The organism is Bacillus sp. N13C7 (assembly GCF_026790065.1).
In the GTDB taxonomy this organism is placed as follows: Bacteria; Bacillota; Bacilli; order Bacillales; family Bacillaceae; genus Bacillus.
Genome location: NZ_JALAMO010000001.1, coordinates 330696 through 346441 on the forward strand (window position 1 = coordinate 330696; position 15746 = coordinate 346441).

The 15746-nt window shown below is 45.8% G+C and carries 17 protein-coding genes and 1 pseudogene; 4 read left to right on the top strand and 14 right to left on the bottom strand.

Going from position 1 to position 15746, the window contains the following annotated elements; genetic code table 11:
- The 5 genes and pseudogenes from MOB98_RS01675 to MOB98_RS01695 all read right to left on the bottom strand — a co-directional run.
- Window positions 1-927, bottom strand: a pseudogene (locus tag MOB98_RS01675) (cell division protein FtsK); the annotation flags it as partial.
- 159 nt (window positions 928-1086) lie between these two features.
- A complete protein-coding gene (gene ytpR, locus MOB98_RS01680) occupies window positions 1087-1692 on the bottom strand; it encodes a YtpR family tRNA-binding protein (protein ID WP_268361152.1) in 606 nt (201 codons plus the stop codon).
- Window positions 1693-1707: 15 nt separating this feature from the next.
- Window positions 1708-2517 (bottom strand): DUF1444 domain-containing protein, encoded by an 810-nt coding sequence (locus tag MOB98_RS01685; RefSeq protein WP_268361154.1) that lies wholly within the window; start codon window positions 2515-2517, stop codon window positions 1708-1710.
- Window positions 2518-2531: 14 nt separating this feature from the next.
- Entirely contained in the window at window positions 2532-2855 is a 324-nt protein-coding gene (locus MOB98_RS01690; RefSeq protein ID WP_268361156.1) for a thioredoxin family protein, read from the bottom strand.
- Between the two features lie 40 nt (window positions 2856-2895).
- A complete protein-coding gene (locus MOB98_RS01695; protein WP_268361158.1) occupies window positions 2896-3012 on the bottom strand; it encodes a hypothetical protein in 117 nt (38 codons plus the stop codon).
- Window positions 3013-3089: 77 nt separating this feature from the next.
- Between MOB98_RS01695 and MOB98_RS01700 the strand changes: the two genes are divergently transcribed.
- A complete protein-coding gene (locus tag MOB98_RS01700; RefSeq protein WP_268361160.1) occupies window positions 3090-3536 on the top strand; it encodes a YtoQ family protein in 447 nt (148 codons plus the stop codon).
- Between the two features lie 57 nt (window positions 3537-3593).
- Here MOB98_RS01700 and MOB98_RS01705 read toward each other — a convergent pair whose 3' ends face one another.
- Window positions 3594-4667: a M42 family metallopeptidase gene (locus MOB98_RS01705; protein WP_268361162.1), complete on the bottom strand. Its 1074-nt coding sequence runs from the start codon at window positions 4665-4667 to the stop codon at window positions 3594-3596.
- Between the two features lie 158 nt (window positions 4668-4825).
- Between MOB98_RS01705 and MOB98_RS01710 the strand changes: the two genes are divergently transcribed.
- A complete protein-coding gene (locus tag MOB98_RS01710; protein ID WP_268361164.1) occupies window positions 4826-5143 on the top strand; it encodes a PepSY domain-containing protein in 318 nt (105 codons plus the stop codon).
- 49 nt (window positions 5144-5192) lie between these two features.
- Here MOB98_RS01710 and MOB98_RS01715 read toward each other — a convergent pair whose 3' ends face one another.
- The 3 genes from MOB98_RS01715 to trmB all read right to left on the bottom strand — a co-directional run bounded on the left by MOB98_RS01715 (window position 5193) and on the right by trmB (window position 8534).
- Window positions 5193-6893 carry an NAD-dependent malic enzyme gene (locus MOB98_RS01715; RefSeq protein ID WP_268361165.1) on the bottom strand — a complete coding sequence of 567 codons (1701 nt, stop codon included), beginning with the start codon at window positions 6891-6893 and terminating at the stop codon, window positions 5193-5195.
- Window positions 6894-6975: 82 nt separating this feature from the next.
- Window positions 6976-7824 (bottom strand): YtnP family quorum-quenching lactonase, encoded by an 849-nt coding sequence (locus MOB98_RS01720; RefSeq protein ID WP_268361167.1) that lies wholly within the window; start codon window positions 7822-7824, stop codon window positions 6976-6978.
- A 68-nt stretch (window positions 7825-7892) separates the two neighbouring features.
- Entirely contained in the window at window positions 7893-8534 is a 642-nt protein-coding gene (gene trmB / locus MOB98_RS01725; RefSeq protein WP_268361169.1) for a tRNA (guanosine(46)-N7)-methyltransferase TrmB, read from the bottom strand.
- 207 nt (window positions 8535-8741) lie between these two features.
- Between trmB and MOB98_RS01730 the strand changes: the two genes are divergently transcribed.
- Window positions 8742-9020, top strand: a complete 279-nt coding sequence (locus MOB98_RS01730; RefSeq protein WP_268361171.1) for a YtzH-like family protein — start codon at window positions 8742-8744, stop codon at window positions 9018-9020.
- Here MOB98_RS01730 and MOB98_RS01735 read toward each other — a convergent pair whose 3' ends face one another.
- The 5 genes from MOB98_RS01735 to thpR form a co-directional block, all read right to left on the bottom strand.
- A complete protein-coding gene (locus MOB98_RS01735) occupies window positions 9021-9818 on the bottom strand; it encodes a phosphotransferase family protein (protein ID WP_268361173.1) in 798 nt (265 codons plus the stop codon).
- 179 nt (window positions 9819-9997) lie between these two features.
- Window positions 9998-12154, bottom strand: coding sequence for a type I pullulanase (gene pulA, locus MOB98_RS01740; RefSeq protein WP_268361175.1), 2157 nt, complete (start codon window positions 12152-12154; stop codon window positions 9998-10000).
- Between the two features lie 24 nt (window positions 12155-12178).
- Window positions 12179-13108: a YegS/Rv2252/BmrU family lipid kinase gene (locus MOB98_RS01745; protein ID WP_268361177.1), complete on the bottom strand. Its 930-nt coding sequence runs from the start codon at window positions 13106-13108 to the stop codon at window positions 12179-12181.
- A 48-nt stretch (window positions 13109-13156) separates the two neighbouring features.
- Window positions 13157-14071 (bottom strand): hypothetical protein, encoded by a 915-nt coding sequence (locus tag MOB98_RS01750; protein WP_268361179.1) that lies wholly within the window; start codon window positions 14069-14071, stop codon window positions 13157-13159.
- Between the two features lie 25 nt (window positions 14072-14096).
- On the bottom strand, window positions 14097-14648 hold the full coding sequence (gene thpR, locus MOB98_RS01755) for an RNA 2',3'-cyclic phosphodiesterase (protein WP_268361180.1): 552 nt from the start codon (window positions 14646-14648) through the stop codon (window positions 14097-14099).
- Between the two features lie 149 nt (window positions 14649-14797).
- On the opposite strand from thpR, the gene cysK reads away from it, so the two are divergent.
- Window positions 14798-15733, top strand: a complete 936-nt coding sequence (gene cysK / locus MOB98_RS01760; protein ID WP_268361182.1) for a cysteine synthase A — start codon at window positions 14798-14800, stop codon at window positions 15731-15733.
- Window positions 15734-15746: the final 13 nt, after the last annotated feature.

The following is a 15746-nucleotide window of genomic DNA, read 5'->3' on the forward strand; positions in this document are numbered from 1 at the left end:
TGACGGGTCTTCTGTTTCTTCAGCCTCAGATCCTGTTTGCTCTTCATCATGTTCAGCGCGGAGGACAGGCTCTTCCAATTTCTCTGACTGTTGTTCCCATTGTTCTTCTTGAGCCACAACCGTTTCATGCATTACTTTACTGCCTGAAAGGTCCTCTTGTGCCTCCGCCACCGTCTCAGATCCTGTTTGCTCTTCAGCATGTTCAGCAGGAAAGAAAGACTCTTCTTTTTCCGGCTGTTGAACGCCGAAAAAAGATGATGCTTTGTTTTCTTGCGGCTCAGCTGAGCGCTGTGCCAGTGCTTCATCAGGCTCTGCAGTCTTTCTGTTTAAGACGCCAGAAGGCTGTTCTTTAAACGCGGTATCCGGAAAGATGGGCCCTTCCTTTTTGTACTGCGCCGGTCTGTCTGGAGCAGGATAGCCTTGTTCGCGTTCGATTTCTTCTGACAGCAGTGTTACCTTCTCTTTTACAGATTTGTCCGGTGCCTTCAATGTCTCGTCAGAAGGCTGTTTCGGCACATTCTTTTTGACGGATGGCTTTTGGTTGAATCCATATATAGGAGAAGGGATATTTGTCGGTTTAAACGGTTTCTTCGCCGGCTCTGACGTTTGATATGTATGCTGCTCTTTTTCATTTTTGGGACGTTCTCTGTATGGTGCGGCACTTGGACGCGGTGCGGATTTCGGTTCGTCCGATGGTGCGCGCCGTCTTCTCAGGTCATGGTTTTTGTATCCGTCAGGGACGACTGGAAAACGGAACTTGCCTTTTGGATATTCATAATATATTTTAGGATCTTCCAATCTTTTTAGTTGTCCTTCAGGGTGATGCACTTCTTGCTGCTGCGGAATTTGAGCAGGTTTTTTCTCCTGTTCAGCATCCTCTTCGCTCTCGCCTAAAAACAAATCAAAAAATTTATGAAGCCAACTCATAATTTATCTCTAACTCCCTTATAGTTTTCTGGGACGATTTTTAGTATACCACTGCTGGTCCGCCCAGAAAAGATTAAGCTTTTCAGCAAAACAAAGCCGCTAAACAAGGGCTTAGCGGCTTTTCACATGATTCGTTTTTTTGGGCGGATTTATGGGAGTCTAAAATTCAAATGCGTCTCCCGCCACATAGTCTCCTTCTAACACAAGGATTCCTTTTTCAGCAGGGGCATCCGGCAAATCGAGTTCTTTCGCTGAGCAGATCATTCCGCTTGACGGAACGCCGCGAAGCTCTGCATCCTTGATGACAAGTCCGCTCGGCATTACGGCACCGACTTTGGCAACGACAACTTTTTGGCCTTGGTCAACGTTAGGCGCGCCGCAGACAATCTGAAGCGTTTCTTCTCCTACATTGACTTTACATACGCTTAATTTATCCGCATTTGGATGTTTTTCTTTCGATTCGACATATCCGACAACAAACTTCGGAGATAAATCAACGACTAATGTTTCTTCAACGCCGTTTCTGTTTAGGATCTCATTCACATCTTGCACGAATGTTTCTGAGAGCGCAACAGGGCCGTTCTCATCAATTGTCAAGTAAGAAGACGCATTAAAAATGTTGAAGCCCGTTGTTTCCTTTGTTTCGTTATTGAAGATTTTGACGACGTCGCCGTGCTTTTCATAGCCTATTTGTTCGCGTGTCACATCTTGAAGAGAGATAAGGAGCGTGTCTCCCACACCTTCTTTATTATAAAAAGCGTTCATAAGTAAAAATCCTTTCTAATCCTTTTTCGGACGGCTTTTCGCCAGGATAAACACCGGTTCCAGCTTTCCTTCATTGTACAAAAATGACAGTGCGGTAATCGGAACAGTGCCGCCTGCAAAGAAGCTCATCGACATTTGTCCTAGAATATCATACCCCGATTCATTCCGGATGTCAGCAAGAATCAAAACGTCCTGATGCGGAACAGAGATTGCCAATTCACCTTCTGCCTGCTGCTTGTACTCATTTAAAATCGCTTCGTTGAGAATCCGGCTGGCGTCGTAACCGTCGTTTGCCCTGAAGAAATAAAAGAGATTGCCGGCAACCGTATCCTCTTTGACAACTGTCGGCAGGGAACGGAGATTAAATGCAGCCGTCTCTCTGATCCGCTCCTTTGTCCAGTTTTCTTTCTCAAGCATGCGCTGGTCAATTAAACGGTAGGTTTTCCCGAGATCAAGTGCGTAATAAATTCTTGTTTCTGCGGTATGATCGTCATAAATAAGCGGAATATCTTCGCTGGACTTGTCCGGGAAGGAAGTCGAGCGGATGACCGGGTAAATGCGGCTTTCTTTTCCGGTCATTTCCTGAGCCTTTCCTTCCATTGCCGTCATTGCTTCGGAGACATAGTACACAATTTCATCAATGGCTTCATCTTTTTTCAGTTCCCATTTTGCAATAATCGGCGGCAAGTCGAGCGTAATCCCTTTTTTGGTCGTTTGATCCTCAACACGGAGGGTGTCTTTTTCTCTGTCAAACAGAAAGGAGCGATTCTCGTGCTGGAGGCGCTGTTTCAGTATATCTGACAGCTTCCTTGAGGTCATTTTCAAACCGATGTCCTCCTTTACGCTTTAGCGAGAGAGTCAGTTAAAAACTGTTCTATTTCTTCTTTTGTTTTCCGGTCTTTGCTCACAAAACGATTGACTTCTTTTCCTTCATTAAACACCACAAAGCTTGGGATTCCGTAAATTTCCCACTCTGCACACGTATCAATGAATTTGTCGCGGTCTACGTAGTAGTATGTGAATTCAGGGAAGTTCGCTTCCAGTTCAGGCAGAAAAGGCTCTACAAAACGGCAATCCGGGCACCAGTCGGCTGAAAACATAAATACCGCCCAATCATCCTTTACCGCTTTTTCCAGCTCTTGAATTGATTCGATTTTTTTCATTTCATATCCCTCCAGTTGTTTTATGTTCTTACATGTTGTTTTATCGATACTCGTCCATTTGGATCATACCAAACTGCTTGCGGCAAAACCACTTATATGCAACGAATGAATATGTAAGATTGGCTTTCCCATTATCATTATCATATTTTATTTGCATTATCAAGCTCGTTTCGTTTAACATCGTGTACATGAGGGTAAAATTGACAGATGGATATACATAAGGAGGGATTCAGCATGGAGTTTATCGTCTATTTAGCAGGAGAAATCCACAGCAATTGGCGCGAAGAAATCAAAGAGAAAACAAAATCACTGAAGCTGCCGATTACGTTTGTCGGCCCGATGGAGAATCATGACCGCTCAGACAATATCGGAGAAGAAATAATGGGCGTTCAGCCAAATGCCGTTTTGAAGGATGACAAGGCCTCTGACATCAACAACTTCAGAACCGCCGTCCTGATGAATAAAGCAGACTTTGTGATCGCCCTGTTTGGCGAAAAATACAAACAGTGGAATACGGCAATGGATGCATCATATGCACTCGCAAAAGGAAAACCCCTGATTATCATTCGGCCGGAATCGCTCCACCATCCTTTAAAAGAGCTTTCCAACAAAGCAAATATAACAGTTGAAACCGTGAACCAAGCCATCAAGGCCCTTTCCTATGTAATTGAAACAGAATAAGAAAAAAGCTTGTCGATCCGGGCTTACTGCCTCGTTCAACAAGCTTTTTATGACACTTTACATATTTTCTTTAATCGCAGCAACCGTCTGCTTATCGCAGGCTGTCACAAGTTTGATAAGCATTTCTTTCGCTGCAGCATAATCATCAATATGAATGATAGAAGCGTTCGTATGAATATAGCGGGAACAAATTCCGATAACTGCTGATGGAACGCCGCTGTTCGAAATATGAACTCTGCCGGCATCTGTTCCCCCGCCGGATACAAAATATTGATATGGAATGCCGTGTGTTTCCGCCATATCAAGAACAAATTCTCTCATTCCGCGGTGCATGACTGTCGTTCTGTCAAGAATGCGGAGCAAAAAGCCTTTTCCTAGCTGGCCAAATTCGTTTTTGTCGCCGCTCATATCGTTTGCCGGGCTGGCGTCAAGGGCAAAAAACAAGTCCGGTTTAATCATATGGGAAGCCGTCTGCGCACCCCTCAGTCCTACTTCTTCCTGAACCGTTGCACCCGCATAGAGTGTGTTCGGCAGTTCTTTTCCGTGCAATTCCTTTAAAAGTTCAATGCTCAAGCCGCATCCGTACCGGTTATCCCACGCTTTTGATAAAATCTTCTTTTCGTTCGCCATCGTCGTAAACGGGCAGACAGGCACAATCTGCTGTCCCGGCTTTATGCCGATTTTAATGGCATCTTCTTTATCATCCGCTCCGATATCGATCATCATGTTTTTGATTTCCATTGGGCGGTTTCGCTGGGCATCTGTCAGCAGATGAGGCGGTATGCTCGAAATGACACCCGGAACCGGCCCATTGTCTGTTTGAACCTCAACTCGCTGTGCAAGCAGCACCTGGCTCCACCAGCCCCCAAGCGTCTGGAATCTGATCAGCCCGTTATCTGTAATGGAAGTCACCATGAAGCCGACTTCATCCATATGTCCTGCTACCATGATTCGCGGTGCGCCCTCTGCACCTTTTCTCACCCCGAAAACACTTCCCAGTCTGTCCTGAACGATGTCATCGGCATATTTGGCAAGCTCCTGCTTCATAAAAGCACGAACCTGATGCTCATTGCCCGGCGCGCCGGGAAGCTGCGTCAGTGTTTGGAAAAGCGCTTTCGTTTCTTGATTCATGTTTTCCCCTCATTTCTATGTAGTCCTTTTATTTTATTAGAAACCATCAAGTTTTCCAAGCACCCTGATCGAATCTGCTCGATCAGCCGCGTATTGCTTAACAGGATTTGGCGGTTTCTGTATAATGAAAAGTACGATCAACCAGGAGGTGCTTTATTTTGAAATTGCGTCATCTTCTTTTAGGAGCAGGACTTGGCATTTGTACGGCAGTCATTGTGAAACAATATGTAATGAAGCCTTATATTTCTTCAGAAAAAGCGCTTCACATCGTAAAATCCGCTTTTAAGCAGCGGGGCCCGATTGACGGATCATGGATTTACACACAGCCCGAGCCTTACAATGTGAACGGAGAAACATTACAGGTGTACAAAACCGGGATTACACGATCAGCTTTCGGAGAATTAGAGCAGTATGAAGTCATGGTGGATGCGAAAACAGGGGAAATTGTAGATGTCATTGACACAATCGCCTCTTAACGGACAAGCGTAACATAAAAGCCGCTGCCCATGCAGCGGCTCTTTTTTATTATATCGCGCGAATCGGTTTATATACCGGATACCACATCGCGTCCTGCACAGCCTGTATGATGTCTTCAGGCTCTTCCGTCGCAACGCCTTCCTTCATTGCAGTTTTAGCGACTTCCACTGCAACGGTTGCCGATACAGTCCGTAAATCCTCTACTTTCGGAAGCATCGGCGCGCCAGGCACCCCGACATTGACCATACTTGCGATCGCCCGGGCACATGCTTCAAACATGCCATCCGTAATTAATTTTGATTTGGTTACAATCGTTCCAAGACCGAGTCCCGGGAAAACAAGCGCGTTGTTCGCTTGTCCGATATGGTACGTCACGCCGTTGTATTCTACCGGAGGGAACGGACTGCCTGTCGTAATCAGTGCGCGGCCTTCCGTCCATTCGATTAAATCCTGCGGTTTCGCTTCAGAAAGAGTTGTCGGATTCGACATTGGCAAAATCGCCGGACGTTTTACGTGTGACGCCATTTCTTTTACAATTTCTTCAGTAAAAGCGCCTGAAACCGTAGACGTACCGATCAGGATCGTCGGTTTAGCCTGCCGGACCACTTCTAGGAGGTCAATTCCTCCTCCTTCCCCGTTCCGCTGATAATTCTTCACCTCATCAGCCGGCCGGGCATAAGGCTTTTGGAAATCAAGAAGCTGATCCATATCATCTGTTAACAGCCCGTTTCGGTCTATGCACCAAAAGCGCTGGTAGGATTCTTCCTCACTCAGCCCTTCGCGCACCAATGCTTCCCGCAGCTGTTCAGCAATACCGATCCCTGCTGTTCCCGCTCCAAATATGACAACTCTGTGATCCCTCAGCGGCACTTTAGATGCTTTTGCACAGGATAAAACTGCCGCCAGTGAAACAGCGCCTGTACCTTGGATATCATCATTGAACGTACAGACTTTATCTTTATAGCGTTTCAGAATGCTGCGCGCATTTTTCGCTCCGAAATCCTCCCAGTGCAGCAATGCATTCGGGAATGTTTCTCTTGCCAGCGCAACATAATCGTCAATAAATTGGTCATAGCGTTCCCCGCGCACTCTGGAATGCTGGTTGCCGACATAAAGCGGGTCGTTCAAGAGGCTCTCCTGATTTGTCCCCGCATCTAAAACGACAGCCAGCACTCTGCTCGGATCAATGCCGGCAGCAGCCGTATAAACCGCCAGCTTGCCGATGGAAATCGCGATACCGCCGACACCCCAGTCACCGATTCCTAAAATTCCTTCCGCATCTGTTGCAACAATTAAATCGATCGTATCGCTTTGATCTTTATACTGTTTAAATGCTTCTCTCATACCGTCCGGGTCATCGATTGACAGATAGAGCCCTCTTGGCTTTCTGTATTCATGGCTGTATCTTTGGATAGCCGTTCCGACTGTCGGTGTGTAGACAATCGGGAGCATTTCCCCTAAATGGTCATTTAACAGGCGGTAAAACAGCGTTTCATTCCGATCGTGCAGTGCTGTTAAATAGACATTTTTGCTCAAATCGTCAGGCTGTGCGGAAAACTGTTCGTATGCTCTTTTCGCCTGCTCTTCAATCGTTAATACCTTTGGCGGCAGAAAGCCTTTTAAGCCAAGCTCTTTTCTTTCTTCCTCAGTAAATGCAACACCTTTGTTCAAAAAAGGAACAGAGAGTACTTCAAGGCCTCTTAATGTTGTTTGAATGTCTCCTTCGTTTGTTACTGTAAATTGTTTCACCCTGCCTCTTCCTTTCTGAGCATAATTAGTACTAGGTTTGCATTATTAGCCGGAAATCATGCAGGGTAAACATAAAAATATGCTATAGCTTCTTCGCCCGCTTGAGTGAATTTTTGATGCTTCCGTCCTCATCCCATTTAAGCGCGCGATATTCGGCATCATGATAAAAAATAAACCATGCGTCTTTTTCCGCTGCGAATGCCTGCCATTTCTGCTTCTGCGGGATAGAGGTCATCGGATAATCATCGTAAGCCAGCACCCATAGCGGATTGCGGTGAGCGTGTGTCGGCATCAGATCTGCCATATGTACGGCGGTTTCACCCGCATCCTCGCATATCAGAACACTGTGGCCGTCACTATGGCCTCCGGTGTGATGCAGCGTAATTCCCTCCGTGATCGTTAAGGTATCTTCGAAGGTTTTGACTTGGCCTACAACAGCCTCCCAATTTTCTCTCCAGTACGTATTTTTCGATCTGATATTTGGATGGCGCATTTCTTTCCACTCAACAGCCGATGCATAAATCACTGCATTCGGAAAAACTGACACGAGTTGCTCTCCTTCGTATTCCGTCAAACCGCAGGCATGGTCGAAATGGAGGTGTGTCATAGCGACAACGTCAATATCATTCACCGTCAATTCGAGTGCCGCTAATGAGGTTTTCACATTCGACTCCTGTGTCACACCATAGTTTCGCTTTTGTTTATCAGTCAGCTTACCGGATCCAATCCCGGCGTCGACGATGATATTCAGCCCGTCCTTTTGAATGAGAATCGGGTCTGTCCTCAGTTCAATCTGGTTTTTTTCATTAACTGGATATTTTTTAGACCAAAGCGGCTTTGGAACAACACCGAACATGGCGCCTCCGTCCATATGCGTCACGCCTCCGTCAAGCCAGGTTAACGTGATGTTTCCAATTTTCATGGTTTCCATTTTCATCCCCCCTGTCATCATGGTAGCAAACGGCCCATAAAAAAAACAGACTCCTGTCAGAGTCTGTTTTACGTTCTCCATTCAACTTCAGCCCGGTAAATCGGCTGGCCGAGTGCTGAGAATTTTTCTTCATATTCCGTCATAATGTTGCCTTCCAGATTGCTGTTATGCAAATCAAGGCTGACATATGTCAGCAGCAGGCCGTACTCGGAGAAGCTTTTTAAAGAGTACTCAAACAAGCCGCGATTGTCTGTTTTAAAATGAATTGCTCCGCCTTTCCCCATTACTTCTTCATATTTTTTGAGGAAGTGGGAATACGTCAGACGCCGTTTTTCGTGGCGTTTCTTCGGCCAAGGATCAGAAAAATTCAAGTAGACCCGTTTGACTTCACCCGGCTCAAACACATCTGTCAGCATGTCCGCATCTATATTCAGAAGCTTTACATTCGGCGCTTCGCTATCTTTTACTTTTTGGACGGCAGTCACGATGACACTTTTAAATAACTCAATCCCAATATAATTGATGTCTGGATTTTGTTTGGCCATTCCAGAAATAAATTGCCCTTTTCCTGTACCAACCTCGATATGAATCGGATTATCGTTGCCAAACACTGTATTCCATTTTCCTTTATAATCAGCAGGATTGCTGATGGCAATATCTGCGTTTTCAGCCAAAAAGTCATCAGCCCAAGGCTTGTGGCGCATTCTCATATGATTGACACCTCTATCTATTATTTCGACTAACAACATACCATGAATTAAAAAGACCCGCAAGCTCGTTTTTCCAGTGTGCCTGCTGGGCTGAGTATATAAAAAAAAGAGGTTCCCGTCTGCCGGAACACTCCTTTCACATGCATAAAAACGCGCTGTTTTGAACAATTTAACCCGTATGATGATACTGAAGGGATGTGTACCGCTATGGGTTTACATTATGAGCATCAAGTTCATTTATTAAAGGATATATTGACTGACCATCAATTGGACTGCTGCGGAACCGTCGCAGAGTACGAGCAGCTCGAGCGAGTGATTAAATCGCTGATGGCAAACACCGAGCTTGATTCAAACTTCAAACATGTGCTGGAAGATGTTTACCGCTACAGCCAATCAGGAATATCGTCCAAATCCATCGACTCACACATACAAGAACATCAGAACAGCCTGTCTCAATGGGTAGAGCAAATGGATTCGTATTCCTGATTATTCAGCGATACGTTTCATGAGAATATGAAGTTCTTCCATTGCATCATGAAATTCCTTATCATTGCCTTTTGTTTTATGCCAGGCAATGAAAGTGATCGTTTCAGATAACACATACCAAGCCATTCGTAACCGCAGGCCTTCCGTCAGCTCAATGCCGTACATGCTCAGCCAGCTCTCCCAAGCTGGCTTTTCGACGTAGTGATACAGCAAAGGCCCGAGATCCATCGCCGGATCAGCGATCATAGCGCCGTCCCAATCAATTAAATACAGCTGGTTGTCTTCAGACAAAAGCCAGTTATTATGATTAACATCACAATGGCACACGACTTTCTCACCGAAATGCACTTCATGCAGATGTTCTTCTAAATACTTGATCCCTTCTTGAATCAGCGGCGAAGATTGCTGCACAGCAAATACGGCCTGCTTCAGCTGAGACAAAAGAGCCCCCGGGTTCAGCGGTTCTTTTCCAAGTCTTTTCAGCATGTCCAGCAAGGCTTTTGATGTGTGTATTTTACGAAGCAATTCAGCAACGGGCCGTTCGCTCATATCTTTAGGCTTCAGCTCTCTGCCGGTCATCCAGTGCTGGGCCGTAATGACGTCCCCATTTTCCATCCGTTTTGTCCAAACCAGCTTTGGAACAATGCCTTCGGCGGATAAAACAGCTAAAAAAGGTGAGCTATTACGTTTTAAAAAAAGCTGCTGCCCGTTATGTTTCGCATAATATGCATCTCCTGTAGCTCCTCCGGCGGGGAAGATCTCCCAATCGCTACCTAGTAATTGTCCCAACCAGTTCATATCAATGTTCAACCCATCATTTCTTAAAATATTTTAGAATAAAGGCTAATCGTCTCTCGTCTATCCAGCGAGTGCCTTTTTCGTAAGAATCGTATGAAAATAAAAAAGACAGCTATTGAGAGTCTCATATGCTAATCAATAGCCGTCCTTTAAATTTTAGCGCTATAGCACAAACTTCGTCAAGCAAAACTCTTAAGATCTGATGCTAAATATAAGATAACCGTTCCGATTCCGTTTACAGCAACCGCTTTCTTGATTTCTTTCGGGTTGCGCTGGAAGCCTGATGTATCACTTAAAAGCCGGTATGATTTGCCGTTTGGCAGCTTCCATTCAATCAATTCCGGACTCGCGTGGTGGATGACGATGATCTCTGCCCATTCATCAATCCCCTCTAGATCATAAAGCCTGAATGCGATGAGGCGGTCTTTTAGCGTCAAGCATTCAAGATGGCGCTGGATGTCTGCAGCCGATCTGAGACGGAATGCCGGATGCGCTTTTCTAAGCGAGATCAGTTTGCAGAAATAGTCGACATGCTCTTTAAACGTTTCACGCCGATCCCAATCCAGCTGATTGATGCTGTCACTTGATTGATAGCTGTTCTCCACTCCCTTTTTCGTCCGGAAAAATTCCTGTCCGCTGTGAATAAACGGCACCCCCTGGGCAAGCAAAATAATCGCGGCTGCCAGCCTTTGCCTGCTTCGCTTTCGGCTGTCAGTTTCTTGAGTTAGCGCAAAGCTCATTTTATCCCAAAAGGTGTGATTGTCATGTGACTCAACGTAGTTAATGGACTGGCTGGGTTCAGGCAGAACCGGTTCTAATGCCTTCCATCCAGAAGACCCGGCAATTCCGTGCATAACGGTTCCCGCTGCTTCACCGTTTCCGAGCGCAAAGCCGGCTGCCTGCAGGTGAAAGGTGTTCCCTTTCACAGCGTCACGGAACGCATCATTAAAAAAGCCGATGTCAGGCAATTTTGAAGCGTTCGCCAAGGTGGCTTTCTGTTCTTGCGGCAGCGGTGTCGCCAAATCCCACCCTTCTCCAAAAAGCAGGATTCCTGGTTTAACCGCAGTTGCTTTTTCTTTGATATAAAGCACAGTGTCAATATCTAAAATGCCGAGCAGATCAAAGCGGAAGCCGTCGGCATTGTATTCCTCAATCCAGTAGATGACGCAATCCGCAATGAATTTTCTCGCCATCCGTCTTTCTGACGCGATGTCATTGCCAACGCCGGTGCCGTTTGACGGCATTCCAAATTCGTCATGCCGAAAAAAATAACCGGGCACAGTTTTTTCAAAGGGGGCATTCTCCCTTTCGTACACGTGGTTAAAGACGACATCCAGAATGACTCGCAGGCCGTGCTGATGAAGGGTGTTGATCATTTGTTTTAACTCTGTTTTTCTTGTTTGAGGTTCATGAGGGTTTGAGGAATAGCTTCCCTCCGGGGCAAAAAAATGAAGCGGGTTATACCCCCAATTGTAAGCATCAAGCGGCTTCTCTTCATCAACTCCGGCAAAGTCATTCACCGGCAGAAGCTCTACATGCGTAACACCGAGCTCTTTGACATACGCTAGTCCGGAAGAACAGCCATTTGCGGTTTGCGTATCTGTTTCCGTCAGCGCTAAGTATTTTCCCTTGTTTTTCATGCCGCTGTTTTCATGGATGGAGAAGTCGCGGATATGCATCTCATAGATGACGGCATCTACAGGGGCTGAGAACGGTTTAGTCGAAGCAGCCCATGTCATTTGATCCGGGCGAAGGACGACGCCCTTCTCTCCATTTACCGTCACGGCCTTTGCATACGGATCAACGGTTTCCGCCCATTCTGAATTGTTGCAGATACAGAACACATACTCATACCCGTGAAGATCACCGGTGACAGTAACAGTATAGACGCCTTTTTCCGATCTCACCATTTGGAATATGCGGCCGCTTTTATCCGGGTGGGAAAGCTTGACAGCAGCTGAGGTTGCGGCAGGCGCCCAGACTTTAAATTCAGTATAATCTGCAGTATAAACGGCCCCCAGCTCTCCATCATAAAAAAATAAATCATCAAACGCGTCCGTCCGGATGACCGCGCCAATTTGGAGATCCGTTTTGTCGCCGTTGGATGCTCTGACAGCATGTGTTTTTCCGAATGTCACTGGACGGCCTGATACGCAGACGTACTTGTATGTGTCTTCAAGGCGGTATTCCTCTCTGACAGCCAGAGGAAAATCGGTTGTTTCTGTCTCAAGTCGAAACGGCGGTGTCATGATTTCTTTTTGTTCAGCAGGAATCAGAACGGTAATGATATTCATGTCATCGACGTACGCTTCGAAGCTGCGGCGGATGCTGACCATCGGAAGCTCTCCTCCAAACACGTTTTATGTTTTGATCCTTAAGGGTGAAGGACTCGATCCGAGACGAAATGGGGTGGTGCCCATGATTTCTCCGTCAGCATGGAAAGGGATTTTGTCCTTCGTGTAAAACGTAATGTCCTTTGCTTTAAACATCGTAACGCCGTCCATCTTTGTATGTTTTCCAAATGCCATCAGACATAAAAGCCAATATTTTTTCAAAAACGGCTGATTTTCAACGATCATGATATCAAATGCCTTCTCGCGGGGATTCGCAAGCGGAGCCGCCTTCATGCCGCCCCCGTAAAACGGATGGTTGGATACAACCGCAAACCAGACATCATGAAATTCATGCGTCTCTTCTTCCGTTGTACAGGCTAACGAAAACGGTTTAAAGGTAGCCGAGGCATGCAAATGGGAAAGCGGATACACAAGAAATCGAAGCCGCAGAAAAAGAAAAGCCCGTCTCAGCGGAAATTCCATTGCCTTTTTGTTGACATAAGCGTCAAACCCGATCCCGATATGATTCATAAAGTAAAGAACCTGTGATTTATCCTGAAGGAAATTGACACTTCCTAAATGAAAGGTTCGGGTTAACGGGCGCTTCAGTTTTTTGATTTCCTGTATCAAATCGATTTTTTTAATAGAAAAGCCTCGCGAAAAATCATTATACGCGCCCGCCGGCACAAAGCTCAGTTCTATATCGTCGACATCTTTCAGCCCATTGACAACTTCATGCATAGTTCCGTCTCCGCCAATAACAATCAGGCGCTTCAGCTTATATTCCTGTATCGTTGAAATCTGCCTGGCGAGCACCTCGGCGTGTCCCGGGTGTTCAGTTAAAAACGAGCGGTGCTCAATCTTCCGTTTGATTAATTCCTTTTGAATGGACTTCCAAACACGCAGTCCATTTCGATGTCCTGCTGCCGGATTAATAATAAAAAACCAATGGCTCATCTTTCTCACCTGCTTATGTTATGAGAAAACCGCTCAAATCGTTCTCTTTTACTCCAGCCACTCTTGTCTGCGATAGGAGTCAGACATGCAGTATGACAATAGAGCCTTTGCAGCCTTTACCTGATGATGTTTAATCGGGGCAGTGTTTTTCTTCTGGCGCTCAATCCATTCTTCCGCGCCGCGCTTATCCACTATTTCTAAGCCGTACGGCGGTTCCGGGTAATCGATGTACGACGTTCTGCTCAGAAGCAATTTTCGAACCGGAATATCAGCCTGTTTTTCCTTGATGATCTTTGATACAACGGAATCCGTCCGAAACAGGCTCAGCGCCGGATTTAACACTGATGCAGTCTGAGAGGCTGTTTTCTTCTCCCAAAAACGATTTTTAGACCCTATGTACACACTGTCTTCCTCTGCCTCTAAGAAAGAAACGCAATAAACGTCAAGAGGAGAAATAATCACAATGCTTAATTCAACCGCCGCCTGCTGAATTCTCAGCACAGGCTTATACATAATGAAATAAGAGTCAGGCAGCTGCTGGGTCAGATAACGCAAAATGCGGTCCTGCTTCACCTGGTTTGAGAGATGAGATATTTCTGAAAGAGTAGAGCTTGCCCATTTAAGCTGAAAATCATATAAATGCCTTTTATAGAAAGAAGCAAGCGCCATCCTGCTCTTTGGCAGCCTTACATGTAAATCATCTTCCTCCTCAAACCATTGGTGTCTCTCTTCTTGTATATCGGCTTTTATCTCTTCTTTTCTTCTTTTCAACGAAAATTTTTTGCGTTTCTGAACTGGTTCCGGCTCTTCAGCATGAGCTTGTCTTTCTTCTTGCTGGCGCTCCGCTGCTTCTAATAATGAAAGCCAGCGCTCTTTTTTCAGCCGTACAAACTGGTTGATATAATGGTACGGATCAAGCTCATATCTCGATATATAATCATGAATTTTGATAATTTGTGCCATGTTTGTTTCTCCACTCCGCAATCAATTAAGATAAATGAAATTTAAATATTTCCTCGTACTTTGGTGATTGATTCAAATGTATTTGAAAGAGAGAAAACCGTTCAGCCATCATCGTCACCTCGCCGCTTTCAAATGGAACATGTGCCGGAAATCCTTCTTCGCCTGTCCATTTTCGAGCCAGCGTCATATGAGGGTGATACGGTCTTTTTTCCACTTGAAAGCCGGCTTGAAGAACAGACTGTTTCGTAAGTTCCCTGAGTTTTTCAAGCGTTTTGTTTTTCTTTGGCTCCAGGTGTAAAACACGCGGCCTTCTGCGGTCGCCGAATACATCTATTTTGCCGAACTCAATCGGAAACGGATCGGTTTCTGAAGCAACCTCAGCTAGTGAGCCTTCAAGCTGCTGGATTTGCATCTCATCCGCCGCTCCGAGAAAAATTAACGTGATATGATAGTCAAGCGGGTGCACCCATTTTTGAAACGTCAAAACCGGCTCGTTTTTCGCAGCCTGATAGATCGGATTTGCCATTCCCTCAGGAATGGGAACGCCGATGAAATAATGCGGCCGTATATCTGGCATCCGTCTGACACTCCTTTCTGTAACAGCTATTATTTTATCAATAAAGAGGCTGTGCGGATAGAGGAACAGTGTATGAAAACACCTCTCACACAAACGTTTATTATGTTAGGATATTATATGACACTTGTTTTATTCAGAAAGGAATGACAATGTTGAAAATCGTTGAAAATACAGCTGATCTGATAGGAGATACACCCCTTGTGAAATTGAATCGGCTTCAGCCGGAAAACGCGGCACAAGTCTATTTAAAGCTTGAATTTTTCAATCCGAGCGGCAGTGTAAAAGACAGAGCGGCTTATCAGATGATCATAGAAGCAGAACAAAACGGTTTGCTCAAACCGGGCTCAGTTATTATAGAGCCGACGAGCGGAAATACCGGAATCGGGCTCGCCATGAATGCGGCAGCACGGGGCTATAAAGCGATCTTAGTCATGCCTGATACGATGACGAAGGAACGGATCAACCTTCTTAAAGCTTACGGTGCAGAGGTTGTATTAACACCAGGAGCGGAAAGAATGCCGGGCAGCATCAAAAAAGCGAAGGAGCTAGCCGAACAAATTCCGAACAGCTATATCCCAATGCAGTTCGATAACACCGCCAATCCAGACGCACACCGGAAAACGACGGCGCTAGAAATTGCCCGGGCAATAGAGGAAATCGGAAAACCGCTCGGCGCTTTTGTCGCCACTTCTGGAACGGGCGGAACCATTACCGGAACAGGTGAAGCACTCAAAGAGCTTTTCCCCGATATCACGGTTCATGTTGTTGAGCCTGCGGGTTCGCCTGTATTATCCGGAGGAAAACCCGGCGCACATAAGCTTGTAGGGACAAGCCCAGGCTTCATTCCTCCGATTTTAAATCAAGATGTATATGATGAGATTATCAAAATCTCTGATGAAGACGCCTATACAACGACAAGACGCCTCGCTGCTGAAGAAGGAATTCTTGTCGGGCCTTCGTCAGGCGCTGCCTGCTTCGCGGCAATCGAAACAGCAAAACGCCTCTCTCCTGACCAAGTTGTGGTCTGTATGACAGCCGATACAGGAGAACGGTATTTATCAACTGATTTATGGTCATTTGTTTAAAAAAGGACTGGCT

Bases quoted from the DNA above. Each gene is read 5' to 3' on its own strand.
- ytpR (WP_268361152.1), bottom strand. From the start codon at position 1,692: ATGAACGCTTTTTATAATAAAGAAGGTGTGGGAGACACGCTCCTTATC.
- MOB98_RS01690 (WP_268361156.1), bottom strand. From the start codon at position 2,855: ATGAAAAAAATCGAATCAATTCAAGAGCTGGAAAAAGCGGTAAAGGAT.
- MOB98_RS01695 (WP_268361158.1), bottom strand. From the start codon at position 3,012: ATGCAAATAAAATATGATAATGATAATGGGAAAGCCAATCTTACATAT.
- MOB98_RS01700 (WP_268361160.1), top strand. From the start codon at position 3,090: ATGGAGTTTATCGTCTATTTAGCAGGAGAAATCCACAGCAATTGGCGC.
- MOB98_RS01705 (WP_268361162.1), bottom strand. From the start codon at position 4,667: ATGAATCAAGAAACGAAAGCGCTTTTCCAAACACTGACGCAGCTTCCC.
- MOB98_RS01720 (WP_268361167.1), bottom strand. From the start codon at position 7,824: ATGGAAACCATGAAAATTGGAAACATCACGTTAACCTGGCTTGACGGA.
- trmB (WP_268361169.1), bottom strand. From the start codon at position 8,534: ATGAGAATGCGCCACAAGCCTTGGGCTGATGACTTTTTGGCTGAAAAC.
- MOB98_RS01730 (WP_268361171.1), top strand. From the start codon at position 8,742: ATGGGTTTACATTATGAGCATCAAGTTCATTTATTAAAGGATATATTG.
- MOB98_RS01735 (WP_268361173.1), bottom strand. From the start codon at position 9,818: ATGAACTGGTTGGGACAATTACTAGGTAGCGATTGGGAGATCTTCCCC.
- pulA (WP_268361175.1), bottom strand. From the start codon at position 12,154: ATGGTCAGCATCCGCCGCAGCTTCGAAGCGTACGTCGATGACATGAAT.
- MOB98_RS01745 (WP_268361177.1), bottom strand. From the start codon at position 13,108: ATGAGCCATTGGTTTTTTATTATTAATCCGGCAGCAGGACATCGAAAT.
- MOB98_RS01750 (WP_268361179.1), bottom strand. From the start codon at position 14,071: ATGGCACAAATTATCAAAATTCATGATTATATATCGAGATATGAGCTT.
- thpR (WP_268361180.1), bottom strand. From the start codon at position 14,648: ATGCCAGATATACGGCCGCATTATTTCATCGGCGTTCCCATTCCTGAG.
- cysK (WP_268361182.1), top strand. From the start codon at position 14,798: ATGTTGAAAATCGTTGAAAATACAGCTGATCTGATAGGAGATACACCC.